Source organism: Neorhizobium sp. T25_27, from assembly GCF_002968565.1.
In the GTDB taxonomy this organism is placed as follows: Bacteria; Pseudomonadota; Alphaproteobacteria; order Rhizobiales; family Rhizobiaceae; genus Neorhizobium; species Neorhizobium tomejilense.
Genome location: NZ_PVBJ01000014.1, coordinates 11459 through 23878, shown reverse-complemented (window position 1 = coordinate 23878; position 12420 = coordinate 11459). Strand labels below are relative to the sequence as shown.

General features: G+C 62.6%; 12 protein-coding genes. 3 read left to right on the top strand and 9 right to left on the bottom strand.

What is annotated here, in order from left to right:
* Nucleotides 1–11: 11 nt before the first annotated feature.
* A complete protein-coding gene (locus C5J24_RS27915) occupies nt 12–470 on the bottom strand; it encodes a GNAT family N-acetyltransferase (RefSeq protein WP_245446820.1) in 459 nt (152 codons plus the stop codon).
* 14 nt (nt 471–484) lie between these two features.
* Complete coding sequence (locus C5J24_RS27910; protein WP_105422639.1) at nt 485–1414, bottom strand: GNAT family N-acetyltransferase; 930 nt, start codon at nt 1412–1414, stop codon at nt 485–487.
* Between the two features lie 152 nt (nt 1415–1566).
* Between C5J24_RS27910 and C5J24_RS27905 the strand changes: the two genes are divergently transcribed.
* A complete protein-coding gene (locus C5J24_RS27905) occupies nt 1567–2502 on the top strand; it encodes a tyrosine recombinase XerC (RefSeq protein ID WP_105422637.1) in 936 nt (311 codons plus the stop codon).
* A gap of 97 nt (nt 2503–2599) precedes the next feature.
* On the top strand, nt 2600–3679 hold the full coding sequence (locus C5J24_RS27900; RefSeq protein WP_105422635.1) for a TraB/GumN family protein: 1080 nt from the start codon (nt 2600–2602) through the stop codon (nt 3677–3679).
* A gap of 13 nt (nt 3680–3692) precedes the next feature.
* Here the strand turns inward: C5J24_RS27900 and C5J24_RS27895 are convergent, their stop codons facing one another.
* The gene (locus C5J24_RS27895) at nt 3693–4184 is read right to left on the bottom strand and encodes a cytochrome b (RefSeq protein ID WP_105422633.1); all 492 of its coding nucleotides are present in this window, start codon (nt 4182–4184) and stop codon (nt 3693–3695) included.
* A gap of 234 nt (nt 4185–4418) precedes the next feature.
* On the opposite strand from C5J24_RS27895, the gene C5J24_RS27890 reads away from it, so the two are divergent.
* Nucleotides 4419–4811, top strand: a complete 393-nt coding sequence (locus C5J24_RS27890; RefSeq protein ID WP_105422631.1) for a GFA family protein — start codon at nt 4419–4421, stop codon at nt 4809–4811.
* Between the two features lie 76 nt (nt 4812–4887).
* On the opposite strand, the gene lpdA is transcribed toward C5J24_RS27890, so the two are convergent.
* Genes lpdA through C5J24_RS27860 form a run of 6 tightly spaced genes read right to left on the bottom strand, consistent with a single transcriptional unit; the run spans nt 4888 to nt 12316 of the window.
* On the bottom strand, nt 4888–6294 hold the full coding sequence (gene lpdA, locus C5J24_RS27885) for a dihydrolipoyl dehydrogenase (protein WP_105422629.1): 1407 nt from the start codon (nt 6292–6294) through the stop codon (nt 4888–4890).
* Between the two features lie 25 nt (nt 6295–6319).
* Nucleotides 6320–7072: an SDR family oxidoreductase gene (locus tag C5J24_RS27880; RefSeq protein ID WP_105422627.1), complete on the bottom strand. Its 753-nt coding sequence runs from the start codon at nt 7070–7072 to the stop codon at nt 6320–6322.
* Nucleotides 7069–7557, bottom strand: coding sequence for a hypothetical protein (locus C5J24_RS27875; protein ID WP_245446818.1), 489 nt, complete (start codon nt 7555–7557; stop codon nt 7069–7071). The genes C5J24_RS27880 and C5J24_RS27875 overlap by 4 nt, the downstream gene beginning before the upstream one ends.
* A gap of 16 nt (nt 7558–7573) precedes the next feature.
* On the bottom strand, nt 7574–7990 hold the full coding sequence (locus C5J24_RS27870; protein ID WP_105422623.1) for an MAPEG family protein: 417 nt from the start codon (nt 7988–7990) through the stop codon (nt 7574–7576).
* A gap of 15 nt (nt 7991–8005) precedes the next feature.
* The gene (odhB, locus tag C5J24_RS27865; protein WP_105422621.1) at nt 8006–9262 is read right to left on the bottom strand and encodes a 2-oxoglutarate dehydrogenase complex dihydrolipoyllysine-residue succinyltransferase; all 1257 of its coding nucleotides are present in this window, start codon (nt 9260–9262) and stop codon (nt 8006–8008) included.
* A 57-nt stretch (nt 9263–9319) separates the two neighbouring features.
* Nucleotides 9320–12316, bottom strand: coding sequence for a 2-oxoglutarate dehydrogenase E1 component (locus C5J24_RS27860; protein WP_105422795.1), 2997 nt, complete (start codon nt 12314–12316; stop codon nt 9320–9322).
* Nucleotides 12317–12420: the final 104 nt, after the last annotated feature.

Sequence of the window (12420 nt, the reverse complement as noted above, 5' to 3'; positions counted from 1 at the left end):
AAAAATGCTGCTCAGGTCAGGCGCAAAGTATGCGTATAACTCTCGCCCGTCAGCGGCTGAAAGCCCATGGCCTGCCAGAAACTGATGGCATCGTCGCTGCCGGCATGGACCGTGACGACCGATGTGCAAGAGCGGGCGTGTTCGAGCAGGTGTTCGGCAAGGCGCCTGCCGATGCCCCTACCTCGGTATTGCCGCGATACATAAAAGCGACGCATCCGCAGCCAGTCGGGCCGCGTTGGCTCGAGCGTCATCCCACCGACGGCGATCAACTGTCCCTGATCATGGGCGCCGAGCAGGCTTTCGCCGCGTCGCTCGAAGCGATTGATTCCGGAAGACCATTCCTCGGCGATGCGCAGGATGTGACTATAACCTTCCTGCTTGGCGGCCTCGGCGAGCAGCATGACGCCCCCGGCCAGCGGGTCCCCGAGCGGAGCAATCACCACACCCATACCGAAGGGGGCTATATCCACGGGACGCATCTCTTTCACGCCGCCGAAGCTGTCTGTGATTTCTCCACGGCCTTGAACGTCGCATCGCCATCCGCGGCAAGTTCGAACACCGTGTGCTGTTCCAGTGCCTTGGTGACCTCCGTCATATCGCCATCCAGCGCGCTCGGCGGGATCATCTGGCCGACGGTGAAATCGAAATGGTCGCCCTTCTTGTTCAGGAGCTCGTAGAACACCGTCATGTCGCGCAGTTCCGTCGACCATTTGGCGAACCAGTAGAACAGGCCGGAATTGCGCGCCCGCATGTGGATCGGCAGGATCGGCAGATTGTACTTGCGGGCGAGACTGACGGCGGAAGTTTTCCACGGCCGTTCGTTGAGCTTGCCCTCCGCCCAGTAGGCGATGCGCCCCGAGGGAAACAGCACCATGACCTTGCCGTCCTCGATGGTCTTGTTGGTCAGAACCAGCGTCTCGCGCGCCTTCAGCTTGGTCTTGTATTCCTCCCGCCATTCGACGGGGATGATCATCTCGGAAAAACAGGGATTGACGCGCACCGCGTCACGGTTGGCGAACACCATCATGTCCGGACGGCGCGACTTCAGGAGGTCGAACACGGCAACCCCGTCGGCGATCCCGGTCGGATGGTTGCTGACGAGAATGAAGCCGCCCTTTTCGGGAATGCGCTCGGCATTGGCGACCGTCACGTCCAGCTTCAGGAGGTCGCTCATGTATTCGAAGCACTGGAAGCCGCTGAGCGTCGAGATGTCGTTGGCGAACCTGATCGCCCGTCCATAACGCAGCAGCGTGTAGAGAAATGGCCGCATCACCGGCCAGAGCGGATTCTGGACGATCCGCTGGCCGCGCTCGGCAATCAATGTGTCGACGATGTGACCGGGTCTGCCTTGTGAAACGAGGGCGATTGTTTCCGCGAACTGTCCAAAAGTGGTCGTAGAATCACGGCGCGCCATAGAAACTCCCGCAGGCAGGACCTGCTTGGTATGGCAGCCCCGTATGATCGAACGATGACATCGTTACCCACGACTAAGGCAGTCTTAGGGATTTTGTAACGCCGTCCAGAGCAATCTGGGGCGCAACCAATCCAAATTCAACGGGGCCGACAGTGAATGAGCTGCTGATTATCGCCGCACCCGATCTTATGGAAAAACGTCGCGAATGGCTGGAGAGCCTGGCAAACGAACGCCGGCTTTCGGACAACACGCTCGATGCCTATGAACGCGATACGCGGCAGTTTTTGACGTTTCTGACCCGACATCTGGCAGGTCCGGCGAAAATTTCCGATATCCACACCCTGCGCCCGGCCGACCTGCGTGCTTTCCTGGCTGCCCGCCGCCGAGACGGTTCCGGAGCAAGGTCGCTCGGCCGGCATCTTGCGGGGCTCCGTTCATTTCTTCGTTATCTCGAGCGAAAGGGCTTGGTGAACGCTGCAGCCGCCGGCGCCATCCGGGCGCCGAAGCAGCCGAAGTCCCTGCCGAAACCGCTGACCGACCGTCAGGCGCTCAACCTCGTCACGACAGGTGCCCAGCTGCAGGAAGAGCCGTGGATCGCCGCGCGGGATGCCGCCGTGCTGGCGCTGCTCTACGGCTGCGGCCTGCGCATCTCCGAGGCCCTGGGTCTCAGACCAACGGATCTGACGCCGGGCGCGACAACCCTGCGGATCACCGGCAAGGGCGGCAAGACCCGCCTCGTACCGCTGCTGCAGGCCGTGTTCGATGCCGTCGCCACCTACAGGAAACTTTGCCCCTACCATCTGGAAGCCGAAAAGCCGCTGTTTCGCGGCGCCCGCGGCGGGCCGCTGCAGCCGGCGATCATCCAGCGAGAAATGCAGAAACTAAGAAGCGCCTTCGGGCTGCCGGAGACGGCAACCCCGCATGCGCTGCGGCATTCCTTCGCCACCCATCTGCTCGCCGGCGGCGGCGACCTGCGCACCATCCAGGAACTGCTCGGCCATGCCAGCCTTTCGACGACCCAGGTCTATACCGGCGTCGATTCCTCAAGGCTGCTGGAAGTTTACGACCGCGCCCACCCCCGTGCTTAGCCCCTAAATCTGCCTGAACGAAGTTTTAACCAACTGCGTTAAGCGCTTGTGCAGCCGCCATCGCTAACATGCCGGCAACTTTCAGACGGATGACATGATGACTCCCGCCTTTGCCTCCCCCACCGGCGCTTTGATCAAGCGCGCCCAAGGTTTCGTGCTGTGGCTGATCGCGGCTGCCCACGTCGTGGCGCTTGCCTCTCTCCTTCTCGTCCTCGGCTCGCTGTCCCCGGCACGGGCGGAAACGCCCGCCTGCGACGGCCGGAACCTTCTCGAAGAGATGAAGGCCGAAAAGTCGGCGCTCTACGACCAGATCGTCACTGAAGCCGCCAAAGTGCCGAACGGCAAGGGCATTTTCTGGAAGATCGAGAAGGGCGGGCTGGCACCATCCTATCTGCTCGGCACCATGCATGTGTCCGATCCGCGGGTTCTGAAAATGCCGCTCGGCGCCGCCGAAGCCCATTCCAAGGCGAAGACCATCATCATCGAATCCGACGAGGTCATCGACGAGAAGAAGGCGATGGCCAAGATGCTCGCCAAACCGGAACTGATGATGCTGACGGACGGCAGCACGATCGATTCGCTCTTGCCGAAGGACGATGTGGTGCTGCTCGAAACCGGCCTGAAGGCCCGCGGAGTGCCGCTCTCGGCCGTCTCGCGCATGCGGCCCTGGATGCTGATGGCGCTCGTTTCCGTGCCGGCCTGCGAGCTTGCCCGCAAGGCCCAGAACGTCGCCTTCCTCGACAAGAAGATCGCCGAACAGGCAACCGCCGAGGGCAAGCCCGTCAAGGGCCTGGAAACGCTCGAAGAGCAGGCGGCGGCGCTGAATGCCATCCCGATCGATCTGCACCTCAAGTCGCTGATCGAAACCATCAAGCTCGGCAAGCGCGTCGACGATGTCTTTGAGACGCTGACGGAAGTCTATCTTTCCGGTGAGATCGGCCTTGCCATGCCGATGCTGAAAGCCGTGGCACCCGACGGAACCGAGGACGAGGCCGGTTATGGCGACTTCGAAAACCTGGTGGTCAGCAAGCGCAACCATGTCATGGCCGATCGGGCAGCTCCGATCCTCGATCAGGGCGGTGCCTTCATGGCTGTTGGCGCCCTTCACCTGCCGGGCGAGGAAGGCCTTGTCGAGCTCTTCCGGAAGAAGGGCTTCAAGGTGACGGCGGTCAATTGACGCCGCCCATCCTTCATCGACCACTCGTCATCCGCTTCAGCACATCGGTCTTCCAGTAGAACTGATGCACCAGAGCGCCGCCGATATGGGCGACGATCAACGCCCACATCAAAAGTTTCAGCGGTCCCGCATGGGCGAAGCCGGCTGTCGCGTTGGCGAAGAACCAGGCGCTGATGCCGGCGAGCGGCATGGCGACAAAAAGCGCGTAAAAAGCCCAGTGGCTGATCTTCGCCACCACCCGCAGAAACGGCGGCTCTTGCCTCGGCTCCGGCGGCACGCCTTGCACCAGCCGCAGACAGAGCCGGATCAGGCCGAGAACCAGCACGCTGATACCGACATAGGCGTGGATGTTGGCCGCACTCACCTGTTCCGGCGTCAGCGTCTGGCCGCGGAACATCAGCCGCGCGGCAGTCTCCATCGCATCGGTGAAAAGCAGGTTGAAGAGGATCAGCGCCGCCATCAGCCAATGCAGGATACGCTGCGGCAAGGTGAACGAGAGAGCCATTTCTCGGCCTTTTCAGAACGTTGGAACAATGGAATCCAGTCTATGGCCGTTTCCCGGAGGCTCAAGCGAAAGCGGCAAGCCTGTCCAAGATTTAATCCTGGAATTGACCAATCGTAATTCCAAACCATGTGTTCGGCTGGTAGCGATGACCACTATCGTCCGCTGGGGACAATTGCGCCGAAGGCGCTGATCGGTGTAAAAATTCCGGCCGTTTGACCTTGGAGGAGATGCAACATGGATCGATTTACCGGCGGTTGCCTGTGCGGCAACGTGCGATTTGTGGCGTCGGGACTGCCGTACCGGGTCGGCCTCTGTCACTGTCTCGACTGCCGCAAGCACCATGGAGCGCTTTTCCACGCTTCCGCGATATTTCCGCAGGATGCGGTGACGGTCGATGGTGAGACACGCGAGTACGCCGGGCGGTTTTTCTGTCCCCGCTGTGGTTCCTCGGTTTTCGCACGCACGGCGGACGAGATCGAAGTCAACCTCGGATCCCTGGATGCACCAGACCAGCTGACGCCGACCTACGAAAGCTGGATCATCCGCCGCGAGTCCTGGTTGCCGCCGTTTCCGCTCGCGAGACGATACGAGCGCGACCGCGACGCCACGGGTCGCTTCGAGGGATAGGGAGCGCAGACAGTGAAAAGGGCAGGACAATGTCCCACCCTTTCTGATCGTACCGGCATGGAAGCGCTGGACGCGCTCACATATGGATCGGCTTGAAGAAGGTCGCGAGCGCGGCTTCCTTGACCGCTTCCGACATGGTCGGGTGGGCATGGCAGGTGCGGCCGAGGTCTTCCGACGAACCGCCGAATTCCATCAGCACGGCGATCTCGTGGATCATTTCGCCGGCGCCGAAACCGACGATATGGCCGCCGAGAACCCGGTCGGTATCCTTGTCGGCGAGGATCTTCACGAAGCCGTCCGTCGCCAGCATCGCGCGGGCGCGGCCGTTGGCGGTGAACGGGAACTTGCCGACCTTGTAGGCGATGCCCGCAGCCTTCAGCTCTTCCTCAGTCTTGCCGACGGAGGCCACTTCCGGCTGGGTGTAGACGACGCCGGGGATGACGTCGTAGTTCACATGGCCATGCTGGCCGGCGATGATCTCGGCGATCGCAACGCCTTCGTCTTCCGCCTTGTGGGCGAGCATCGGGCCGCGAACGACGTCGCCGATCGCGTAGATGCCTTCGACATTGGTCTTGAAGTGGCCGTCGATCTCGACGCGGCCGCGGTTGTCGAGCTTGACGCCCGCTTCTTCCAGACCGAGACCCGCCGTGTAGGGCTTGCGGCCGGTGGCGATCAGCACGACGTCGGCTTCGAGCGTCTGGGCGTCGCCGCCCTTGACCGGCTCATAGGTGACCTTGGCGCCATTGGCGGTCTTTTCGACACCGGTGACCTTGGCATCCGTACGGATGTCCATGCCCTGCTTCGCCATCATGCGCTGGAACTGCTTGGAAACGTCGCCGTCCATGCCGCCGAGCAGCTTGTCGAGATATTCGACGACGGTCACCTTGGCACCGAGGCGCGACCAGACCGAACCGAGCTCCATGCCGATGACGCCGCCGCCGACCACGATCAGGTGCGCCGGCACCTTTTCGAGCGCGATGCCGCCGGTCGACGAGATGATCACCTTCTCGTCGATCTCGACATTGACGCCCGGAATGCCGGCAACGTCGGAGCCGGTGGCGATGACGATGTTCTTGGTTTCCAGTTCCTGCACCTTGCCGTCGTCGCCGGTCACGGAGACCTTGCCGGCCGAGACGATCTTGCCGGTGCCGATCAAGCCGTCGATCTTGTTCTTCTTGAAGAGAAAGGAGACGCCGTCGACGTTCGACTTAACGGTCGCGTCCTTGTGGGCCATCATCTTTTCAAGATTGAGTTTCGGAGCCGAGACCTCGACGCCGAGCGCATCCATGCCATGGGCGGCGTGGGCGAACATTTCGGAAGCGTGCAGCAGCGCCTTGGAAGGGATGCAGCCGATGTTGAGGCAGGTCCCGCCATAGGTGGCACGCTTTTCCACGACCGCGACCTTGAGGCCGAGCTGGGCAGCCTTCACCGCGCAGACGTAACCGCCGGGGCCGCTTCCGATGACGACGAGATCATATGCCATAGTACTTTTTCCTTCTCTTCATCTCTTAGCGCCCGCCGCTCACGTCGAGTATGGCGCCGGTTACGTAGGAAGCCGCTGGCGACAGAAAATAGAGGACGGCACCCGCCACCTCTTCCGCCCTGCCCGGCCGTTGCATGGGAACGCTGGGCGCCATATCGCGCGCCCGGTCCGGCAGGCCGCCGGACGCGTGGATATCCGTGTCGATAATACCCGGGCGGATCGCGTTGACGCGCACGCCTTCCATCGCGACTTCGCGCGCCAGGCCGATGGTCAGCGTATCGATCGCCGCCTTCGAAGCAGCGTAATCGACATATTGCCCCGGAGAACCAAGCTTGGCGGCCATCGACGAGATATTGACGATTGCGCCACCCTTGCCGCCATGTCTCGTCGACATGCGGCGCACCGCTTCCCCGGCACAGAGGATCGAACCGGTGACATTGATCCGCATCATCCGCTCGATGCGTTCCGCGCTCATCTCGTCGATGCGCTGCGGCATGTCGACGATCCCGGCATTGTTGACCAGCCCGTCCAGCCGCCCGAAATGTCGGTCGACCGCCTGAAACATCGCGACGATCTCGGCCGCATTGCCGACATCCGCCTGGACCGCGATCGCCTCGCCGCCGGCTGCCTCGATTTCCGAAACCACCTTTTCTGCAGCCTCCTGATTGGAGGCGTAGTTCACCGCTACGCGCCAGCCACGGCTGGCGGCCATGAGCGAGACCGCCGCACCGATGCCGCGGCTTCCGCCGGTCACCAGGAGAACAGGGTTTTCGCTCATGCCTTGCATTCCTTGAACTCGTACAGGTCCCAGGGGACCTGTTTCAGGCCGCTCTTGCCCCATAGCGTCGAATGGCGGACCGCCGGGCCGAAGCCCGGCATCAGGATCGCGTCCGGCGCCTGGGCATCGGCCGCGCCCAATATGTCGATATGGCCAGTCGCCACATCAAGGGCATAGGGCACGCCGGTCCAGACGGTGCAGGCCCGGAGTTCCGCGCCCGTCGCATCGCCCTGCGGGCAGTTGTTCGTCACCATGCCGCCGGGACGCTTGGACTCGTCGTCATACATGACGTTGCCGTCGAGTTTCAGCTTGCCCCCGGTGATGGTGAAGAGATGGCTGACCACCGCAGCGTCCGAACCGACCGACTTGAACGCAAGCACGGTTCCGGCAGTCGCCTCGACGAACACCGCCTTCTCTATCGCGCACCGCTCGGCAGCCGCTGCCACGCCCGGCACCAGGCACAGTATCGGAAGCCATGTTTTCAAGGATGCGATCATGGCGTCACCGGAAGAGCGCGATGGTCATGGCCAGAAGCCCGATCAGGCTCACCGTCCAGACGAGGGACCGGATATAGGGCACGCCGCCCATGTAGAGCGGGATATAGACGACCCGGGAGACCAGCCAGATCCAGCCGCCAATCAGCCCCCAGCCGGATGCGTCATCACCCGCAAAGGCAACGCCGAGCAGCAGGCCGACGAACGCCGGATAGGTCTCCTGGAAATTCTTCGAGGAGCGTTCGGCACGCCCCGCGAACCGGCCCCTCGGCGCCAGTCCCTGGTCCCGCGGGCCGGCGTTCCATTCACTACCAAGTTCGCGGGTGGAAAGCGTACCCTGCAGCAGAATGTGGAACACCAGAAGGACAACGCTCAAGGCCAGCAGCGTCATGTATGGCGTTGCGGTAACCCCGAGCGTTTCCATGGGTCCATTCCCGTCTTAGAGATCGAGAACCAGGCGTTCCGGATCCTCGAGGCTTTCCTTGACGCGCACGAGGAAGGTCACGGCTTCCTTGCCGTCCACCATGCGGTGGTCGTAGGAGAGCGCGAGATACATCATCGGGCGGATGACGATCTGGCCGCCGACGACGACCGGGCGGTCCTGGATCTTGTGCATGCCGAGAATGCCGGACTGCGGAGCGTTGAGGATCGGCGAGGACATCAGCGAACCGTAGACGCCGCCGTTGGAGATGGTGAACGTGCCGCCCTGCATGTCTGCCATGGAGAGCTGGCCGTCGCGGGCGAGCTTGCCGAGGCGGCCGATATCCTTCTCGATTTCGGCGATCGACATCTGGTCGGCATTGCGCACGACCGGAACCACCAGGCCCTTGTCGGTGCCGACGGCGACGCCGACATGGCAATACTGCTTGTAGATGATGTCGGTGCCGTCGATCTCGGCGTTGACGGCCGGCAGTTCCTTCAGCGCGTGGGTCACGGCCTTGGTGAAGAAGCCCATGAAGCCGAGCTTGACGCCATGCTTCTTCTCGAACACGTCCTTGTAGCGGTTGCGCAGGTCCATCACCGCCTTCATGTCCACCTCGTTATAGGTGGTCAGCATGGCGGCGGTGTTCTGCGCGTCCTTGAGGCGGCGGGCGATCGTCTGGCGCAGGCGCGTCATCTTCACGCGCTCTTCGCGGGATGCGTCGTCGGCCGAGGAAACCGGACGCGGTGCCGCCGGAGCAGCAGGCGCCTGGGCCGGAGCGGAAATGCCCTTGGCGACGGCGGCGATCACGTCGCCCTTCAGAACCTGGCCACGCTTGCCCGAACCATCGATATCGGCCGTCGAGATGTTGTTGTCGGCAGCGATCTTTGCGGCAGCCGGAGCCGGCGGCATCGAGGTGGCGGCAGCAGAGGCGGTGGCGGCGGCAGCGACCGGAGCCGGAGCAGCCGGCTCGGCAGCCTTGGCCGGTGCGGCTTCGGCGGGCTTTGCAGCCGGAGCGGCGGTCGCGGTGCCGGCAGCAGCCGCATCGATCTGGCCGAGCAGGGCGCCGAGGCCGACGGTCTCGCCGTTGGCGGCGACGATTTCGGTGAGAACGCCTGCAGCCGGCGACGGAACCTCAACGGTCACCTTGTCCGTTTCGAGCTCGAGGAGCGGCTCGTCGGCCTTGACCGTATCGCCGACCTTCTTGAACCAGGTGCCGACGGTTGCCTCGCTGACGGATTCTCCCAGAGTGGGGACGCGGATTTCGGTGGCCATGATCTGTTTCCGTGTTTGTCAGGTTGTGTCTGTGAAAAGTGGAGAAGCGGCTGGGAATCAGCCGCCGAGCGCGTCTTCGAGGAAGGCTTCCAGCTGTGCGAGATGCTTCGACATCTGGCCCGTCGCAGGCGAAGCCGCTGCCGGCCGGCCCGTGTAACGAACGCGCTGATACTTCGCATCGATATGCGCCAGAACCCATTCCAGATACGGGTCGATGAACGACCACGCACCCATGTTCTTCGGCTCTTCCTGGCACCAGACCATTTCCGCGTTGCGGAAGCGGGAGAGCTCGTTGATCAGGGCCTTGGCCGGGAACGGATAAAGCTGTTCGATGCGCAGCAGGTAGATGTCGTCGATGCCGCGCTTTTCGCGCTCCTCGAGAAGGTCGTAATAGACCTTGCCGGTGCAGAGCACGACGCGACGGATCTTGGCATCCTTCTGCAGCTTGATCGGGCCGTCCTTGATGACCTCCGCATCGTCCCAGAGCAGGCGATGGAACGAGGATTCGCCGGCCATTTCGGCAAGCGTCGAGGTAGCCCGCTTGTGGCGCAGCAGGGACTTCGGCGTCATCAGGATCAGCGGCTTGCGGAAGTCGCGCTTCGTCTGCCGGCGCAGGATGTGGAAATAGTTGGCCGGCGTCGTGACGTTGGCCACCTGCATGTTGTCTTCGGCGCACATCTGCAGCCAGCGCTCCAAGCGTGCCGAGGAGTGTTCCGGACCCTGTCCTTCATAACCGTGCGGCAGCAGGCAGACGAGGCCGGACATGCGCAGCCACTTGCGTTCGCCCGACGAGATGAACTGGTCGAACACGACCTGCGCACCGTTGGCAAAGTCGCCGAACTGGGCTTCCCAGAGGGTCAGCGCATTCGGGCGGGCAAGCGAATAGCCGTATTCGAAGCCGAGGACCGCCTCTTCCGAAAGCATCGAGTTAATGACTTCGTAACGGGCCTGGGTCGGCGCCAGGTTGGCGAGCGGAATGTAGCGCTCTTCGGTATCCTGATCGTAGAGAACCGAGTGGCGCTGCGAGAACGTGCCGCGTTCGCAATCCTGGCCCGACAGGCGGATCTTGGTGCCTTCGACGGCGAGCGAACCGAATGCCAGGGCTTCCGCCATGGCCCAGTCGATGCCTTCGCCGGTCTCAACCATCTGAGCGCGATTTTCCATGAACCGCTTGATGGTGCGGTGCGCGTTGAAGCCTTCCGGAATAGTCGACAGCTTGCGGCCGATCTCGCGCAGTTCCTTCATCGGCATCGCGGTCTTACCGCGGCGCTGTTCGTCGGCGTTGTCGGCCGAACGCAGGCCCGACCACTGGCCGTCCAGCCAGTCGGCCTTGTTCGGCTTGTAGCTCTGGCCGGCCTCGAACTCGGTTTCGAGATTGGCGCGCCAGTCGGCCTTCATCTTCTCGAACTCGCCGTCGGTGAGGAGACCTTCGGCGATCAGGCGGTCGGCATAGATCTGCGCGACCGTCTTGTGGGCGCGGATGACCTTGTACATCTTCGGCTGCGTGAACGCCGGCTCGTCGCCTTCGTTATGGCCGAAGCGGCGGTAGCAGAACATGTCGATGACCACCGGCTTGTGGAACTTCATCCGGTATTCGGTCGCGATCTTGGCGGCATAGACGACCGCTTCCGGATCGTCGCCGTTGACGTGGAAGATCGGCGCCTCGATCATCTTGGCGACGTCGGACGGGTAGGGCGACGAACGCGAGAAGGCCGGATTGGTGGTGAAACCGATCTGGTTGTTGATGATGACGTGCATCGTGCCGGCGACGCGATGACCGCGCAGGCCCGAAAGGCCGAGGATTTCAGCCACAACGCCCTGGCCGGCGAAGGCCGCATCGCCGTGCAACAGCAGCGGCAGAACCTTGGAACGCTCCTTGAGGGGGATGATGTCGCCTTCCCAGACCTTGGCACGCATGTCCTGCTTGGCGCGCGCCTTGCCCATGACGACCGGGTTGACGATTTCCAGATGCGAAGGGTTGGCCGTAAGCGACAGGTGCACGGTGTTGCCGTCGAATTCGCGGTCAGAAGAAGCGCCGAGATGGTACTTCACGTCGCCCGAGCCTTCGACTTCGTCGGGCTTGAACGAACCGCCCTTGAACTCGTGGAACACTGCGCGGTGCGGCTTGCCCATGACGTTGGTCAGAACGTTCAGGCGGCCGCGGTGGGCCATGCCGACGATGACTTCTTCCAGACCGTCCTGGCCGCCGCGCTTGATGATCTGTTCGAGCGCCGGGATCAGCGATTCGCCGCCGTCAAGGCCGAAGCGCTTGGTGCCCTTGAAGCGTACGTCCAGGAACTGTTCGTAACCTTCCGCTTCCACCAGCTTCTGAAGGATCGCCTTCTTGCCGTTGGCGGTGAATTCGACGCCCTTGCCGGGACCCTCGATGCGCTCCTGGATCCAGGATTTCTCTTCCGGATTGGAGATATGCATGAATTCGACGCCGAGCGTCGAGCAATAGGTGCGCTCGAGGATCTCGATCATCTCGCGGAGCGTCGCGTATTCGAGGCCGAGCACGTTGTCGATGAAGATCTTGCGGTCGTAGTCCGCTTCCGTGAAGCCGTAAGCCGTCGGCGAAAGCTCGTTATAATCCTCGACCGCGCTGGCAATGCCGAGCGGATCGAGCTTGGCATGCAGGTGACCCCGCATGCGATAGGCGCGGATCATCATGATAGCGCGCACGGAATCCCGCGTCGCCTGCAGCACATCGGTTTCGTTGACCGGCTTGCCGGTCGCGGCGGCAGTCGCTTCCGCCTTTGCCTTCACCTTGGTTTCGATCGCCTTTTCGACGATCGGCCAGTTGCCGTCGAGCGCCGAGACCAGCTCACCGTTGGCCGTGATCGGCCAGTTCTTGCGCTGCCAGGAGGCACCCTTCGCCGCCGCCTTCACATCGTCCGGATTGTCGGCGAGTGCCTTGAAGAAGGCCTGCCATTCCGGCGCGACGGATGTCGGGTCGTCCTCGTAACGAGCATGAAGCTGCTCGATATAGGCCGCGTTCTGTCCGTCGAGGAAAGAGGTGATGAGGAACTGCTCGTTGGCTTCTTGCCGTGCCATGGTTATCTGCGGGCGCCGCGCCCGCCTCCTGACGTAATCGGAACCGAAATATATCTCCGGCCTCCGCATTTTCTTGGTCTTCGTCTTGGTACCGAACCGCGCTT